At 70.9% G+C, this 16,568-nt stretch carries 13 protein-coding genes; 9 read left to right on the top strand and 4 right to left on the bottom strand.

The annotated features are described in order from the left end of the window. Nucleotides 1-20 precede the first annotated feature (20 nt). On the bottom strand, nucleotides 21-2,597 hold the full coding sequence (pepN, locus tag D1369_RS26800) for an aminopeptidase N (RefSeq protein WP_007382064.1): 2,577 nt from the start codon (nucleotides 2,595-2,597) through the stop codon (nucleotides 21-23). A 149-nt stretch (nucleotides 2,598-2,746) separates the two neighbouring features. Between pepN and D1369_RS26805 the strand changes: the two genes are divergently transcribed. Beyond that, nucleotides 2,747-3,226, top strand: a complete 480-nt coding sequence (locus D1369_RS26805; RefSeq protein ID WP_037900048.1) for a DUF1203 domain-containing protein — start codon at nucleotides 2,747-2,749, stop codon at nucleotides 3,224-3,226. A gap of 102 nt (nucleotides 3,227-3,328) precedes the next feature. Here D1369_RS26805 and D1369_RS26810 read toward each other — a convergent pair whose 3' ends face one another. Further along, nucleotides 3,329-4,345, bottom strand: a complete 1,017-nt coding sequence (locus D1369_RS26810) for an aspartate-semialdehyde dehydrogenase (protein ID WP_007382062.1) — start codon at nucleotides 4,343-4,345, stop codon at nucleotides 3,329-3,331. A gap of 305 nt (nucleotides 4,346-4,650) precedes the next feature. Here D1369_RS26810 and D1369_RS26815 point away from each other — a divergent pair, with 305 nt between their 5' ends. Together D1369_RS26815 and D1369_RS26820 are read left to right on the top strand one after the other, a co-directional pair. Then, a complete protein-coding gene (locus D1369_RS26815) occupies nucleotides 4,651-5,175 on the top strand; it encodes a sigma-70 family RNA polymerase sigma factor (RefSeq protein WP_007382061.1) in 525 nt (174 codons plus the stop codon). A 1-nt stretch (nucleotide 5,176) separates the two neighbouring features. Further along, nucleotides 5,177-5,881, top strand: coding sequence for a hypothetical protein (locus tag D1369_RS26820; protein WP_037900045.1), 705 nt, complete (start codon nucleotides 5,177-5,179; stop codon nucleotides 5,879-5,881). 63 nt (nucleotides 5,882-5,944) lie between these two features. On the opposite strand, the gene D1369_RS26825 is transcribed toward D1369_RS26820, so the two are convergent. Continuing rightward, entirely contained in the window at nucleotides 5,945-9,238 is a 3,294-nt protein-coding gene (locus D1369_RS26825) for a S8 family serine peptidase (RefSeq protein ID WP_037900043.1), read from the bottom strand. 242 nt (nucleotides 9,239-9,480) lie between these two features. Continuing rightward, nucleotides 9,481-10,023 (bottom strand): CGNR zinc finger domain-containing protein, encoded by a 543-nt coding sequence (locus D1369_RS26830; protein WP_007382058.1) that lies wholly within the window; start codon nucleotides 10,021-10,023, stop codon nucleotides 9,481-9,483. 122 nt (nucleotides 10,024-10,145) lie between these two features. Between D1369_RS26830 and D1369_RS26835 the strand changes: the two genes are divergently transcribed. The 6 genes from D1369_RS26835 to D1369_RS26860 all read left to right on the top strand — a co-directional run bounded on the left by D1369_RS26835 (nucleotide 10,146) and on the right by D1369_RS26860 (nucleotide 16,511). Beyond that, a complete protein-coding gene (locus tag D1369_RS26835; protein ID WP_037900040.1) occupies nucleotides 10,146-10,589 on the top strand; it encodes a VOC family protein in 444 nt (147 codons plus the stop codon). Nucleotides 10,590-10,591: 2 nt separating this feature from the next. Continuing rightward, complete coding sequence (locus tag D1369_RS26840) at nucleotides 10,592-11,473, top strand: pyridoxamine 5'-phosphate oxidase family protein (protein ID WP_007382056.1); 882 nt, start codon at nucleotides 10,592-10,594, stop codon at nucleotides 11,471-11,473. A 9-nt stretch (nucleotides 11,474-11,482) separates the two neighbouring features. Next, nucleotides 11,483-11,929 (top strand): NUDIX hydrolase, encoded by a 447-nt coding sequence (locus tag D1369_RS26845; RefSeq protein ID WP_007382055.1) that lies wholly within the window; start codon nucleotides 11,483-11,485, stop codon nucleotides 11,927-11,929. Nucleotides 11,930-12,162: 233 nt separating this feature from the next. After that, nucleotides 12,163-13,929: a TIGR03767 family metallophosphoesterase gene (locus D1369_RS26850; protein WP_007382054.1), complete on the top strand. Its 1,767-nt coding sequence runs from the start codon at nucleotides 12,163-12,165 to the stop codon at nucleotides 13,927-13,929. 99 nt (nucleotides 13,930-14,028) lie between these two features. Next, nucleotides 14,029-15,165: a serine hydrolase domain-containing protein gene (locus D1369_RS26855; RefSeq protein WP_037900038.1), complete on the top strand. Its 1,137-nt coding sequence runs from the start codon at nucleotides 14,029-14,031 to the stop codon at nucleotides 15,163-15,165. A gap of 143 nt (nucleotides 15,166-15,308) precedes the next feature. Further along, nucleotides 15,309-16,511 (top strand): glycosyltransferase, encoded by a 1,203-nt coding sequence (locus tag D1369_RS26860; RefSeq protein WP_118082647.1) that lies wholly within the window; start codon nucleotides 15,309-15,311, stop codon nucleotides 16,509-16,511. Nucleotides 16,512-16,568 lie beyond the last annotated feature (57 nt).

Raw genomic sequence — 16,568 nt, forward strand, 5'->3', positions numbered from 1 at the left:
GCCACCCGCCTCCCGCCGGCCTACTGGTCCGCCAGCGCGTCCGCCGCCTGGGCCTTCAGCGCGCGCTCCACGCCCGCGCGGGACTCGGAGACGAGCCGGCGCAGGGCCGCGTTCGGCTCCGCCGCAGCCAGCCAGGCGTCCGTCCTGTCCAGGGTCTCCCGGGAGACCTGGAGCGACGGGTAGAGACCGACCGCGATCTGCTGGGCGATCTCGTGCGAGCGGGACTCCCAGATGTCCTTGACCACCTCGAAGTACCGCTCCGTGTACGGCGCGAGCAGCTCGCGCTGGTCGGTCTGGACGAAGCCGCCGATGACGGCCTCCTGGACGGCGTTGGGCAGCTTGTCGGACTCGACGACCTGCGCCCAGGCCTCCGCCTTCGCCTCCGCGGTCGGCCGCGAGGCACGGGCCGTCGCCGCGTGGCGCTCACCGGCCGCGGTCCTGTCCCGCTCGTACTCGGCGGCGATCTCCGACTCGTCGTAGCGGCCCACGGAGGCCAGCCGCTGCACGAACGCCCAGCGCAGCTCGGTGTCGACGGCCAGGCCCTCGACGACCTGGGAACCGTCGAGCAGCCCCTCCAGGAGGTCCAGCTGCTCCGGCGTACGGGCCGTCGCCGCGAACGCCCGCGCCCACGCCAGCTGGTGGTCGCTGCCGGCCGCCGCGGACCGCAGGTGGGCCAGCGTGGCGTCGGTCCAGCGGGTCAGCAGGGTCTCGCGGGCGGTGGGGGCGGCGTACAGCTCGATCGCCAGCTTCACCTGCCGGTGCAGCGACTGCACGACACCGATGTCGGACTCCTTGCCGATACCGGAGAGGACGAGGGAGAGGTAGTCGCGGGTCGCGAGCTCCGCGTCCCTGGTCATGTCCCACGCCGACGCCCAGCACAGCGCGCGCGGGAGGGACGACTCGAAGTCGCCCAGGTGCTCGGTCACGAAGGCCAGCGACTGCTCGTCGAGGCGGACCTTGGCGTACGACAGGTCGTCGTCGTTGAGGAGCACGACCGCCGGACGGCGCTTGCCGACCAGCTGCGGTACGGCCGTCAGCTCGCCGTCGACGTCCAGCTCCACGCGCTCGTCGCGCACCAGCTTGCCGCTGTCGTCGTCGAGTTCGTACAGGCCGACCGCGATGCGGTGCGGCCGCAGGGTCGGCTCGCCCTTCGCGCCGGCGGGGAGCGCCGGGGCCTCCTGGCGGATCGCGAAGGAGGTGATGACACCGTCCGCGTCCGTCTCGATCTCGGGGCGCAGGATGTTGATGCCGGCCGTCTGCAGCCACGCCTTGGACCAGGCCTTCAGGTCACGCCCGGAGGTGGTCTCCAGGGCGCCCAGCAGGTCGGACAGGCGTGTGTTGCCGTACGCGTGCGCCTTGAAGTACGCCTGTACGCCCGCGAAGAACTCGTCCTCGCCGACGTAGGCGACGAGCTGCTTGAGGACCGAGGCGCCCTTGGCGTACGTGATGCCGTCGAAGTTGACCAGCACATCGTCCAGGTCGCGGATCTCCGCCATGATCGGGTGCGTGGACGGCAGCTGGTCCTGGCGGTACGCCCACGTCTTCATGGAGTTGGCGAAGGTGGTCCAGGAGTGCGGCCACCGGCTGTCCGGGGCGTACGCCTGGCAGGCGATGGAGGTGTAGGTGGCGAACGACTCGTTCAGCCACAGGTCGTTCCACCACTCCATGGTCACGAGGTCGCCGAACCACATGTGGGCCAGCTCGTGCAGGATGGTCTCGGCGCGCATCTCGTACGCGGCGTCGGTCACCTTGGACCGGAAGACGTACTGGTCGCGGATGGTGACCGCACCCGCGTTCTCCATCGCGCCCGCGTTGAACTCGGGCACGAACAGCTGGTCGTACTTCTTGAACGGGTACGCGTAGTCGAACTTCTCCTGGAACCACTCGAAGCCCTGCCGGGTCACCTCGAAGATGGCGTCCGAGTCGAGGTGTTCGGCGAGCGAGGGGCGGCAGTAGATGCCCAGCGGCACGGACTGGCCGTCCTTCTCGTACACGCTGTGCACCGAGTGGTACGGGCCGGCGATCAGGGCCGTGATGTACGACGAGATCCGCGGGGTCGGCTCGAAGACCCAGACGTCGTCCTTCGGCTCCGGGGTCGGGGAGTTGGAGATGACCGTCCAGCCGGTCGGCGCCTTCACGGTGAACTGGAAGGTGGCCTTCAGGTCCGGCTGCTCGAAGGAGGCGAAGACGCGGCGGGCGTCCGGCACCTCGAACTGCGTGTACAGGTACGCCTGCTCGTCGACCGGGTCGACGAAGCGGTGCAGGCCCTCACCGGTGTTGGTGTACGCGGCGTCGGCGACGACCCGCAGGATGTTGCGGCCCTCCAGCAGGCCGGGCAGCGCGATCCGGGAGTCCTTGAAGACCTCCGCCGGGTCGAGCGGGTCCCCGTTCAGCGTGACCTCGTGAACGGTGGGAGCGACGAGGTCGATGAAGGACTCGGCTCCGTTCTCGGCCACGTCGAAGCGCACCGTGGTCACGGACCGGTAGGTACCGCCCTCCTGCGCGCCGGAGAGGTCGAGATCGATCTCGTAGGACTCGACGCTCAGCAGCTTCGCCCGCTGCTGAGCTTCGTCGCGAGTCAGGTTTGTGCCAGGCACGCGGTCATCTCCTCGTTATGTGTAGCTTCGGCGGTTCAGTCATCCTTCCACGAACTGTCTCCGACGGATCGGGGGATTACCCTGCGGATCGGCGGCGCCCCGTCCGATTTCCGCCGGTCATCCGTGTGCGTCTCCGTCAGCCTGGTCCCATGACGACCTACACCGCACGCCCCGTCGACTCCACCGCCCTCAAGGAACTGCGCACCGCCGACGACGCCGGCCGCCCCCTGTCCCCCTTCCCGGACGAGGAGGGCGGTGCCCCGCTCCGCTGCTGTCTGCGCCGCAGTCGGCCCGGTGAGCGGATCGCGCTCGTCTCCTACGCGCCCCTGCGCCGCTGGTCGGCCGAGACGGGCGCCGAGCCCGGGGCCTACGACGAGCAGGGTCCCGTCTTCATCCACGCCGACGAGTGCGCGGGGCCGGAGGGGCGCGAGGGGTACCCCTTCGCCGACGCTCACCGAACCGTCCGCCGCTACTCCGCCGACGGACGCATCCTCGGCGGTGAGCTGGTCGAGGCCCCCGACGACGACGCCTTCCGAAACGCGTTCGACGACCCGTCCGTGGCGCTCGTCCACGTCCGGGCCGTCGAGTACGGCTGTTTCCTCTACGAGGTGCGCAGGCCCCCGGCCTAGCCCTTGAGGTCGGCGGTCACCGGCTCCGCACATGTCCACGCCGACGAGTGCGCGGGGCCGGGCGGGCGCGACGGGTGCCTCTGAGGTGCGCAGGCCCCCGGGCTAGCCCTTGAGCTCCGCCGCCACCAGCTCCGCGATCTGGACCGCGTTCAGCGCGGCGCCCTTGCGGAGGTTGTCGTTGGAGATGAACAGGGCGAGGCCGTTGTCGACCGTCTCGTCGCGGCGGATGCGGCCGACGAAGGAGGCGTCCTGGCCGGCGGCCTGCAGCGGGGTCGGGATGTCCGAGAGGGTCACACCGGGGGCACCCGCCAGGAGCTCCGTCGCGCGCTCCGGGGAGATCGGGCGGGCGAAGCGGGCGTTGACCTGGAGGGAGTGTCCGGAGAAGACCGGGACGCGCACACAGGTGCCGGAGACCTTCAGCTCGGGGAGTTCCAGGATCTTGCGGGACTCGTTGCGGAGCTTCTGCTCCTCGTCGGTCTCGTTCAGGCCGTCGTCGACGAGGTTGCCCGCGAAGGGGAGAACGTTGAAGGCGATGGGGCGCTTGTAGACCTGCGGCTCGGGGAAGTCGACCGCCGAGCCGTCGTGGGTGAGCTTGTCCGCCTCGGCGGCGACCTTCTGCACCTGGCCGTGCAGCTCCGCCACGCCCGCGAGGCCCGAGCCGGACACCGCCTGGTAGGTGGTGGCGATCAGCGTCTGAAGGCCCGCCTCCGTGTCCAGCACCTTCAGGACCGGCATCGCGGCCATGGTGGTGCAGTTCGGGTTGGCGATGATCCCCTTGGGGCGGTCCGCGATCGCGTGCGGGTTCACCTCGGAGACCACCAGCGGGACCTCGGGGTCCTTGCGCCAGGCGGAGGAGTTGTCGATCACGACCGCGCCCTGCGAGGCGACCTTCTCGGCCAGCGCCTTCGAGGTCGCGCCGCCCGCCGAGAACAGCACGATGTCCAGGCCGGTGTAGTCGGCCGTCGCCGCGTCCTCCACCGTCACGCCGTCCAGGACCGACCCCGCCGAGCGCGCGGAGGCGAACAGGCGCAGCTCCGTGACCGGGAAGTTCCGCTCCTTGAGGATCCCGCGCATGACCGTGCCGACCTGTCCGGTGGCTCCGACGATTCCGACCCTCACGGTGACTCCCTCTGCGTGTCCTGGATGTGTCTGCGGCTTTTCCATCATGCGGCCGACCCGGGTCAGCCTGTCCAATTCTTTGTGCTCCATGCTCGAGGACTGGGACGCCCGCAGTCCTCGAGCCCTTGCGGAACTCGCGTCGCACCCCGGCTGAGCTGGAGAAATTAGCCCCCCTGCGGCCCCGGGCCGCAAGCCGTGCGGCGCGTCCCGCCCGGTGTGACGTACACCTCGGAAGATTTTCCCCGGGCCCCGTCGAACGTTTCCCGCCCCACGGGCGTCGTAGGAGAAACGCGGGGAGGGGAGGGGTGTCGGTGCTGCGCAGAATCGCCCGCCGAACCCAGGGGGACGACCCCCTGGACGCGGCGCAGGAACGCCGGGTGCGGGCCGTGCTCGCCCTGGGCGGGGTGCCGCAGGCGGACCTGCCGGACGGGGTGCAGCAGGTCCGCCTGCGGTTGCTGGAGCGGGCGGCGAAGGGGTACGAGGCGCCACGGGACGTGTCCGCGTGGGCCGCCGTCGTCGCCTCCAACCTCGCCATGGACTGGCACCGGGCAAAGAAGCGCCAGGAGCGGCTGGGGGAGCGGCTGGCCTCGCTGCGCCAGCACGAGCACCCCTCGGGGGAGGACACCAGCGTGCTCTCCCTGGCCGTCGCCCAGGGCCTGGACGAGCTGCCCGACCAGCAGCGCCAGGTCCTCGTGCTGCGGTTCTTCGCCGATCTGCCGGTGCGCTCCATCGCCCAGGAGCTGGGTGTCCCGGAGGGCACGGTCAAAAGCCGCCTGCACACGGCGGTGCGGGCCCTGCGCGCCCGCCTGCACGAGGACGAGGTGGTGTGACATGAGCGCCGAGAACGAGACGTACGACAGCGACGCGCTCATGGCCGCCATCACCGGCGAGGAGCCCGGCGACGAGACCCGCGCGGACCCGGCGTTCCTGGCCGAGTACCGGGCGGCCGAGGCCGACCTCGGGCTACTGAGGGAGCAGCTCGGAATCCTCGGCGAGAGGCTCGCCGAAGCGCCGCCCGCGCCGAAACCCGTTCCCCTGCGGCCCTCCCGGACCGCCCGCCGGCGCGCCCGCACCCTGGCCTTCGGCACCCTCGCGGCGGCCGCCGTCGCGAGTGCCGTCACGGGCCTCGGCTGGCTCCTCGGGCACAGCGGTGCGGACAGCCTGAGCTCGGCCGACTCGGGGTCGTCCAAGGCGGAAGCCGGCGTCCGCTTCGGCAGCCCGTCCTACCTGGCCTGCGCCACCACGGTCGCCGAGGGCGAGGTCACCGCGGTCAGGGAACTCCCCGCAGCCGGGGAACTCCAGGTCACCGTGCACGTCAGCCACTACTACAAGCCGACACTCGGGGTGAAGGACCTCACCTATGCGATCGGCGAGTACGACCTCCCCGAACCCCTCACCAAGGGCACCCGCGTCCTGTTCGGCGTGACCGGGGGCGCGCCGAGCCCCGACCACTGGGTGGTCGGCGAGCAGGAGATCGCGCGGGAGCGGGCCTGGGTCACCGCCTCGCTCCCGGCCTCGCGCGGGCTCGGCTGCTAGGGCACGAGAAAGGGCGGGCGCCCTCACGGACGCCCGCCCCTTTGATCGCCGTACGGAGAAGTGTTACGGCGTGACCTTCTCGATCTTCACGTTGCCGACGCCCGCGACTGTGCCGCGCGCGTTGACGAGGCTGACCTGGCCGAAGAACTCACGGCCCTCCGGGGCGGCCGCCAGGGCGGTGACGCTGCCGGAGACGGTCGTCGAGGCGCCCGTGGCGAGCTTCACCGGCGCGTCCGAGACCGAGACGGTGCCCAGGGTGCTGGAGAAGAACACGTCCTGGTAGTCGTACGCCGTGGAACCGGCCGGGACGGCGTACCCGATGACCTGGATCGTGTAGGTGCCGGCGGCCGGGGTGGCCACCGAGACGGCCTCCTCCGAATCGCCGTCGGCGGAGCGACCCACTTCGGTTCCGGACGCGTCGTACACGAACAGGTCCAGGTCGGCGGAGACGTCGGAGACGTTGCCGATGGCGACGTCGAGCGACTTGGCGCCCGCGGGCACCTCGACCGTGGTGGTCTGGGTGGCGCCCTCGGTGATGGTCGGACGGGCCGTCTTGGACGAGCCGAGCGGGCCGCCAGCCAGCTTGCCGTCGATCGCGGCGAGGGTGTTGGTCACCTTCCAGGAGGCGGTGGCCGGGGTGCCGACCTTGGCCTCGGGGACGGTCACGGTCTCCGGGTCGAAGACCGCGCTGTAGACGGCGGCGTCCAGCTTGTACGGGTTGTCGAGCAGCGGCGAGGTGCGGCGCGACTCGACCTCGATCTCCCAGACACCGGCCTGCGGGTCGGCGTAGGAACGGGCGTCGGCCTTGCAGCCGTTGCCGTCGAGGTAGTTGTTGTAGCAGTACGGGGTGCCGGTGTTGTCGACCGGGACGCCGTAGGGGTTGATGGCGATGAAGCGGGTCTGGCTCTTGTCCTTCAGCCCGCCGATCGCGACCTCCAGCGACTTGGCGCCCGCGGGCACGGTCACGAAGTACGACTGGGTGCTGTTGCGCTGCACGGTGTTCGACGCGGTGTAGGTGTACTTCACCGGCGCCGAGACGACGACCGTGGTGAGGATCTGCTGGTCGAGACCCTCGGTCTTCGGGTCGTCGACGACCAGGATCGCGCTCTTGAGGCCAGCGGACTTCGGCTGGGCCTGGACCTTGACGGTCACCGGCTGGTTCAGCGGGAGGCTGATGTCGTCCTTGCCGAGGATCCGGAAGGCGCTACCGGCGTTGTTGTGGAAGTGCAGCTCGTGGCGGAGCGCCTTGGCCGAGCCGGACGTACGGGTGATGGTGACGTCGTACGTCTTCTTCTGACCGGCCTTCAGACCGCCCTCGCGGTCGTAGATGCCCGTGCCGTAGCCCGGGGTCTTCAGCAACTGGTCGATCGCGGTGTCGACCGGGGCCTTGACCGTGTAGTTGTGGGCGGTGGCGCCGTGCCTGATGGCGTCCCAGGCGTCCACGATGTCGATGAGGCCCGCGCCCTCCTCGTACGCCTGCACACCCTTGATGTGCTCGGCGGTCGAGGTCAGGGCGGTGCGCAGGGTGGCCGGCGTCAGCGCGATGTGCTTCTGCTTGGCGGCCGAGATGAGCAGCGCGGACGCGCCCGCGGCCTGCGGGGAGGCCATCGAGGTGCCCTGGAGCATCGAGTAGCCGGCCGGCAGCGTGTAGCCCGACTCGGCGACCGGGGAGCCCGGCAGCCAGGTCTGCGTGGTGTTGATGGCCGCACCCGGGGCGGACAGGGTCGGCGTGAAGCCGCCGTCCTCACGCGGACCGCGCGAGGAGAACGGCATCATCGCGTACGACTTGCTCACCTGCGAGCCGTAGTTGGCGGCCCAGGTCGCCTTGGAGATGGTCGCGCCGACGGAGATGACCTTGTCGGCCAGACCGGGGTCGCCGATGGTGTTCGCGCCGGGGCCGGAGTTGCCCGCGGAGATCACCAGCTGGACGCCGTAGGTGTCGATGAGGCGCGTGTAGAGCTCGGCGCGCGCGTTGTTGCCGTCGTTGAGCGCGGGCAGGCCGCCGATCGACATGTTGACGATGTCGACCCCGCGGTTGACGACGAGGTCGATCATGCCCTCGGTCAGCGCCACGTTGGTGCAGCCGCCGGTCCAGGTGCAGGCACGGGAGGAGACGATCTTCGCGCCCGGGGCCGCGCCGTTCATCCGGCCGCCGAAGAGGCCGTTGGCGGAGGTGATGCCGGCGACGTGGGTGCCGTGCTCGGACTCGATGACGCCGATGTTGACGTAGTCGGCCTTGCTGCCCGCGGCGTCGTAGACGACGTCCTTGCGGATCTCGACGACGAACGGCTGGCGCTCGGCTACGTCGGTCGCCGGGTTGTCGGTGCCGAAGTAGCCGACCTGGAACCCGTCCTTGTACGGCTTCATCGGGGTGTCGTCGGAGAAGTCGTTGTTGTTGTTCAGGTCGACCCGGACGGTTCCGGCGGCCGCGTCGTACAGCACGCCCCAGACGTCGGTGGTGTCGCCGTCGCGGTTGGCGTCGCCCTTGGCGTCACCGCCGGCGGTGGCCGACTCGCGGAACAGGTTGAACTGGTAGGAGCCCGCCGGGGCCTTCCAGGTGGCGCCCGCGATGGTGAAGGTCGGGCCGCTGACGGGGTTGTTCATCCGCCGCCAGGTGGCGTCGGCGTCGGAGACCGGGTCGGTCGACGTCACCCAGTCGACGATCTTCCGCTCACCGGTGGTGGTCTTCTGCAGGGCCGGGTGGCCGAGGTCCACACCCGAGTCCAGGATGCCGATGGTGACGCCGCGGCCGTCCGCCTTCGGGTGCTCCTTCACGAAGTCGACGGCGCCCGTCTCGAAGGACGGGTTGTACGGGTTCTGGGCGGGCGTCTTCGCGCTCGGCGCAGGGTACGTCTTCGCGGCCTTGTGCGCGGCGCCCTTGGCGGTGTCGGCGCTCGGCGTCGGGTCGTCCAGCGCGATGTCCTGCTTGACGTCGATGCCGTGCACGGAGGAGAGCTTCGCGGCGGCGGCGATGGCCGAGTCCGCCTTCGCGGTGGGGACGGTCGCCCGGACGTAACCGAGCTTGTCGTACGTGAGGCCCACCAGGCCGCCCTTGACCGCGTCCAGCTCCTCGGCGACCTGCTCGGTCTTGCCGGGGGCGGTGGCGACCATCAGCGTGATGTTCTTGGCGCCGTCGGCCTTGGCCTCGGCGAGCGCGTCGGCGTCGTCCGAACCGAGCTTCTCGTCGGCGGACTTCAGGCCCGGGTCCGACGCCGCAGCGGTGGTGCCCGTGTCCGCGGAGAAGGCCATGGGTATCGGCCCCGCCGCGGAGAGCGCGGCGACCAGTCCGGCGGCCGCGGCTATGCGCGCCACACGTCTCGCGCCCGATATAGGAGCGCGCTGGGGGGTGAGGGTCATCGGCATCCCTTGTAGGTAAAGGAACGAGCGGGTCTGTGACCGGGACCGATCGGTCCTGGCCACGGCTATCCGGAAGAAGACCCCGGATGACCGCCCAGCTTTACGCATGGGAAAGATGTTTAGGGAGAGTTGACCGAATCGATATGGGTGTATGGGGAAAACCCGCGATGGCCTTTAGGGGCATTGGCGAAGGTGCGTGCGAAAGCGGGCAATTCGCCCTACGGGCCCTTGGGGCGGTCTTTTCAGGCGTCCTTGGTGCGCGCGTAATGCCGGGACGCCTTCGCGCGGTTGCCGCAGGTCGCCATCGAGCACCAGCGCCGGGTGCCGTTCCTCGACGTGTCGAGGAAGTGCAGTACGCACGACTCGTGGGCGCATGACCGGATCCGGTCCGGCGCGGTGCCGAGCAATTCCAGGTAGTTGCGGGCGGCGAGCCAGGCGGGCCCCCAGTCGGGGTCGCCCAACTCGGGTCGTTCCACCGGGCCTTGGGGGGTGAGCGCGACCCGGACCCGCCCGTGTTCCAGCACCGCGTCGACCAGCGGGGCCCCCTCCTCCAGCGACCCGTCCACCGCCGTGCGCAGGGCCTGTCGGGCCTGCCGGACGTGCCGCAGCATCCTGCCGTCCGCGACGTGGTCACCGCTCAGCCCGGCCGAGTCGAGCCACACCCGGAGCCCGTCGACATCGGCGAGGAGGTCCTGGAGGGTCCCCTCGCCCATCCACTGCGTGTTGAGCAGATCGAGTGCGAGCGGTTCGCCGGTGAGCGGGCGGGGGTCGCGGGGGGCGGGCATGCGGGGCTCCCTTCCATGCTAACCGCTCAAGCGTACGTGACTGGTTGCGCTCGTCATCTCTAACCCTTAAAGTCACTTACAAGGGTTAACCATGCGGGTTGGCCAAGCTGAAGGGGACAGCCGTGACCTTGCGCACCGGCCACATCGGCCTGAACGTCACCGACCTCGACCGTTCGCTCGCCTTCTACCGGGACGTCCTCGGCTTCACGCCCCTCGCCGAGGGCAAGGAGGAAGGCCGCCGGTACGCCTTCCTCGGCGACGGCGAGACCCTCGTCCTCACCCTCTGGCAGCAGGCGGAGCAGCCGTACGGACCCGATCGCGCGGGCCTGCACCACCTCGCCTTCGAGGCGGACTCGATCGAGCGGGTCAGGGAGTACGAGCAGGCGCTGCGGGCGTACGGCGCGGACTTCGCCCACGAGGGCGTGGTCGCCCACCGCGAGGGCGCGGGGTCGGGCGGCATCTTCTTCCACGACCCCGACGGCACCCGCCTGGAGATCTCCGTGCCGAGCGGCGCCGAGGAGGCACCGGCCCCCTCCGGCACCGCCCCGACCTGCGGGTTCTTCTAGTCGTGGGCGTCTATCACGCGGGCTCTCGGACCGTGCAGGACCGGGTGGGCGTACGCGAGCAGGCCGATCACGTGGGCCGCTCGGTCGGCCGGGGCATCCGGGACGTCGCCGCGGCCTTCCTGGAACTCCAGCCACTGCTGGTCGCCGGTGCCGCGGACCCCTCGACGGGCCGGGTCTGGGCGTCCCCGCTCACCGGGGCGCCGGGGTTCGTGAGGGCGACGGGACCGCACCGTGTCTCGGTCACTGGCCCTTGGCTGCCGGCCGACCCTCTCGCGACGGCGTTCGCCACCCCCGGCACCCCCGTCGGCACGATCGCCCTCGATCCCCGCACCCGCCGCCGAATGCGCCTCAACGGCCGACTCGGGCCCACGGCACGGGGGTTCGCGATCGAGGCCGACCAGGTGTTCGCGAACTGCCCCAAGTACCTGCAGAAGAGGGAGTCGTACGAGGTCGTGGCCGACCGGCGCGGCGGCGACCCACTGCGCGGCACCGAACTCACGCCCGGGCAGGCCGAGTTCGTCACCGCGGCCGACACCTTCTTCCTGGCCTCCGTGCACCAGGACGGGGCCGACGTCAGCCACCGGGGCGGCAACCCCGGTTTCGTGCGCGTCGATTCACCGGGAGAGCTCAGCTGGCGCGACTACCCCGGCAACTCCATGTTCCTGACCCTCGGCAACCTCGCCGCGGACCCCCGGGCCGGGCTGCTGTTCCTCGACTGGACGACGGGCAGCACACTCCAGCTGACCGGCGAGGCGCACACCGAGTTCGGCCCGGAGCGCAGGGTCCGCTTCACCGTACGGGAGACCGTGGAGACCCCGTCGGCGCTCCCGCTGCGCTGGTCCGCGCCCGAATACTCACCGGCCAATCCGGATCCGGCGGGCTAACTTGCCTGTATGCGCAAGACGTTGAGGGTGGCGGCCTACGCCATATGCGTCCGTGACGAACAGATCCTGCTGGCTCGCTGGCTCAACGACGGCCTGCCGGAGTGGACGTTGCCGGGCGGTGGTATGGAGCACGGCGAGCACCCCTGTGACACGGTTCTGCGGGAGGTGGTGGAGGAGACGGGATACCGCGTCGAGGTCACTGGTCTGCTCGGTGTCAAGTCCCGCCACGTCACCCTTCCTCGCCGCTTCGGCCGCACCGTCGACCACCACGGCGTGGGACTGATCTACGAGGCCCGGGTCACCGGAGGCGAACTGCGGTACGAGGTCGGCGGCTCCACCGACATGGCCGAATGGCACGACCTGGACGCGGTACCCGCGCTGAAACGCGTGCCCCTGGTCGACTACGGCCTGCGGCTGTGGCGGGAGCGGCCGGTGGCCGGGCGGCCCGGGGAATAGGTGTCGTACCCCGGAAGATGAACACGGAGTGACCGCCTCCGGGCCGTTCGACGAGCGCTCCTGAACGCGCAGGGTGGCCCAAGATCCACGTACGGTGATCGGCGTTGCGCGTTGCCGTCTCGTTCACGCGCAGGTCATTCCCGGTGCCAAGCATCCAGAGCGAGCGGGTTGTTCGCGAACGCGATCACCCCGCGACCACTGCCGACGCAGTTCGCACTCGGGGAGATCGCGCCATGTCGCGCACACGCTCTGTCGCCAGCACCACGCCGGCGGTCCACCGTCGCACCGTCCTCGCCGCCGCCGGTGCGGCCGCCGTCTCCGCGGGCGTCGGCTACGCCCTGCGGCCCACCGACAGCCAGGCCGCCACGACCACCGGTGCCGCCGAGGCGCCGGTGGCCCAGACCGTCCACAAGGCCGCCGTCCCCGTCGAGGTCCCCCTCGCCCCGTACACCCGCGGCACCACCGTCGCCTCCGTCGCCACCCCGCGCACGAGCTCCGGCTACCGGCGGCTCGGCGACGGCGCCGGCTGGAGCCGCAAGGTGCGCGCCGAGCTCGCCGCCCCGAAGTCCGGGCGGGCCGGCCGGCGTACCTCCCTGGCCGCGTTCGTGCAGTTCACCGACCTGCACCTGATGGACAGCCAGCACCCGATGCGCCTGGAGTACCTGCGCTCGACCGACGTGCACGCCTGGCGGCCCCAGGAGGCGCTCACCGTGCCCGGCGCGATCTCGCTCGTCGAGCGGGTCAACGCGCTGCGCGGCGGCCCCGTCACCGGCGCCCCGCTCCAGTTCGCCATGACGACCGGCGACAACACGGACAACAACTCCCGCCACGAGCTGGACTGGTTCCTCACCGTCATGAGCGGCGGCCGCATCACCCCCAACTCCGGGGACCCGCGGCATTACGAGGGCGTCCAGAACAGCGGACTCAAGCAGTACTGGCAGCCCGACTCGACCACCCGCGACCAGGACAAGCAGCTCGGCTTCCCGCACCTGCGCGGCTATCTCGCCGCCGCGATACGGGAGGTGAACAGCCCCGGCCTCACCATCCCCTGGTACTCCACGGTCGGCAACCACGACAGCCTGCCGCTCGGCTGCTACGGCCACGGCGACTCCTGGCTCGCCGAGTACGCCGTCGGCGGCAAGAAGCTGATGTCACTGCCCGCGTCCGAGTCGAAGAAGCTCCAGGACATGATCCGGAAGGCAAGCGACCCGCAGGGCCACCACTTCCGCGACCTGCTCAAGGCGCACGCCCGGAACATGCGCTCGGTCACTCCCGACGAGCGGCGCGCCCCCTACACCGCCCGCGACTACCTCACGGCCCACCTCGACCCCGCGTACCGGGGCGTGGGCCCGGTCGGCCACGGCTACTCCACCGCCAACCTCGACGCGGGCACCCAGTACTACAGCTTCCGCATCGCCGACGACGTCGTGGGCATCAGCCTCGACACCACCGACCCGGGCGGCCACTACCAGGGGTCCATCGGCACCAAGCAGCTGCGCTGGCTGGACCGGACGCTGCGGGAGAACAAGGACTCCTTCGTCGTCGTCTTCAGCCACCACACCAGCGACTCCATGGACAACCTCCGCCGCGACCCGGCCCACCCGGACGAGCGGCGCTACGGCGGCCAGGACGTCGTCGCCCTGCTCGCCAGCCACAGCAACGTCCTGGCCTGGGTCAACGGTCACATCCACCGCAATGTGATCAAGGCCCACTCGGCCCCCGACGGCCGCTCCTTCTGGGAGATCTCCACCGCCTCCCACATCGACTTCCCGCACCTCGCCCGGGTCATCGAGCTGGCCGACAACAAGGACGGCACGATCTCGATCTTCACCACCCTGGTCGAGTCCGCGGCTCCCCACCGCACCGACTTCGCCGACCTCTCCCAGACCGGCCTCGCCGCCCTCTACCGCGAACTCGCCTACAACGCGCCGGGTTCGAGCAACAAGCTGGGCGGCGCCTCGGGGGACCGGAACACGGAGCTGGTGCTGAAGAAGGGCTGAAACCGGCCCAACCGGCAGCGCCGGCCTCAACCTTCCCCTCCCGGCGTGGGTCTCTCCCGCCGATCACGCCGACCGGGTGTGCCCGAACAGGGGGAAGACATGACCGTACGTACGACTGTGGTGGTCGGGGCGACTGCCGTGGCACTCACGACCGGCCTCGCCGCTCCGGCGATGGCGGCCGGGTCCGACACTCATGCGGCCACCCGGCAGGCCGTCCGCGCCGCGGTGCAGGACGGTGTGCCCGGGGTGACGCTCACCGCGAGGGACGGCCGCAGCCCCTGGTCGACCACCGCCGGGACGGGCAACCTGAGGACACACGCACCGCGCAAGGCGGACGACCGCTACCGGGTCGGCTCCATCACCAAGACCTTCGTCTCCACCGTGCTGCTCCAACTGGAGGCGGAGGGACGGCTGTCGCTCGACGACACGGTGGAGAAGTGGCTGCCCGGCGTGGTCCGCGGCAACGGCCACGACGGCAGCCGTATCACCCTCCGGCAACTCCTCAACCACACGAGCGGGATCTTCAACTACACCGCCGACGAGACGTTCGGGCGCACGTACTTCCTCAAGGAGGGCTTCTTCAAGCATCGTTACGACACCCAGAGCCCCGGACGGCTCGTCGCGGTCGCCATGGCCCACAAGCCGGACTTCGCGCCGGGCACCTCCTGGAAGTACTCCAACACCAACTACGTCCTGGCGGGCATGGTGATCCAGAAGGTCACCGGGCGCTCGTACGGCGAGGAGATCCGGCACCGGATCATCGACCCGCTGCACCTGAGCGCCACCTCGGTCCCCGGCACCCGCGTCACCGTCCCGAAGCCCAGCAGCCGGGCCTACTCCAAGCTCGCGCAGACGGCGACGGGGCCGACGTACGACGTCACCGAACTGAACCCCTCGCTCGCTTCCTCGGCGGGCGAGATGATCTCCGACTCGGCCGACCTGGACCGCTTCTACTCGGCCCTGCTGAAGGGCAGGCTGCTGCCCCCGAAGCAGCTGAAGGAGATGAAGACCACGGTGCCCGTCGAGGGGGTCCCGGACGCCGGCTACGGCCTCGCTCTCCTGGACCGGAAGCTCAGCTGCGGAGTCCATGTCTGGGGGCACGACGGCGGCATCCACGGCTCCTCCTCCGTGGCCGTGACCACGGCCGACGGCCGGCACTCCCTCGCCTTCAACTTCAACGGCGACTGGTCGGGGGACGCCGACGCGGTGGTCGAGGCGGAGTTCTGCGGCGAGTAGGCGCGCCGACTCGGACACGAAGCACGCAGTTCATCCGGACGTAACGTCTGTACCGCCTCATATCGGCTAACCCGCACTTCACGGGGATGGCTCGATTTGAGTGCAAGGCGGGTGGTCGTGTGCGTACGGGACGCGAGCTGCGAGTGCTGTCGGTCTACGAGGGTTTCTTCTCCGGTGGGGCCCGGATCGTGCACAGCGACATCGTTCTGGGTCTCACCGAGGGCGGCCAGCACCATCGGGTGCTGAGCCTGTACGGCGAGGTCCACCGGGAGGCGACCCGGCAGCGGATGACGGACGACACCTGCTACCGGGCGCTCACCGCGGCAGGCGTGGGCGTCACCTCCCTCGGACGCACCTTCCGCGGCACCGGTGATTCGGCCGACTTCACCGGGCCTGAGCTGGCCGAAACAGCCCGGGCGACGGCCGGCGCGGACGTCGTGCTCTCCCTGAAGGAACAGCCGCTGGGGCTGCTCAACCAGGCAGGGCTGCCGCGCCGCCCGGTGGTGGTCTGTCTGCACCGCTCCGACCCGGAGAACCAGGGCGCCGCCCTCGACGAGCTGAAGGCCGCCATCGCCGACGGCACGGTCGTGGCCTGCGTCTGCTGCGCCGAGTCGACGAGGGACGCGTACCGGGCCGCCGGGATCCCCGCCGAGCTCCTCCATGTGATCCCCAACGGCGTCGACCTCTTCCGCTTCCGCCCGGACGCGGCCCGCCGCCTCGCGCTCCGCACGGAACTCGGCATCGACCAGGCGGCCCCCGTGGTCGTCTTCGCCGCCCGCTACGACGCCATGAAGAACGTCCCCCTGCTGCTCGCCGCCGCCCGCGCCTGGCTCGGCCGGGTCCCCGACGGGCAGGTGCTGATGTGCGGGGCGGGCATGACGGCGGCGAACCCCGGGCTCACCGCGGACATCGCGACGGCGTTCCGAGGGGCCCCGGCCCTCGCGGACCGGGGACTGCGCCTGCTGGGTGTCCGGCGCGACATGGAGACGCTGTACGCCGCCTCGGACGTCGTCGCCCTCACCTCCGCCTGGGGCGAGGCCGCCCCGCTGTGTCTGATCGAGGGCATGATGTGCGGCGCGGTCCCGGTGGCGACCGACGTCGGCGACAGCGCGGCGATCGTGGCGGGGCACGGCCTGGTCACGGCCCCGGACCCGGAGGAGATCGCGGCGGCCTGGTCCCGGGCGGCGGCGGCCCGCACCGACCTCGCCCCGGCCCTCGCCGCGAGCCGCGAACGCTTCAGCCGTACGCGGATGATCGCGTCGTACGCGGCCCTGCTGGACCGTGCCGCCGCGGGCGCCGTCCGCCCCGCGCTGCCCGACCCGCTCCAGCGGCCGCACACGCAATGAGGAGGGGCCCCGGCTCCCCAGTGCCGTGGCCCCTCCTCTCCCCTCCTGGTCCCGCCC

The organism is Streptomyces sp. CC0208, from assembly GCF_003443735.1.
Classification (GTDB): Bacteria; Actinomycetota; Actinomycetes; order Streptomycetales; family Streptomycetaceae; genus Streptomyces; species Streptomyces sviceus.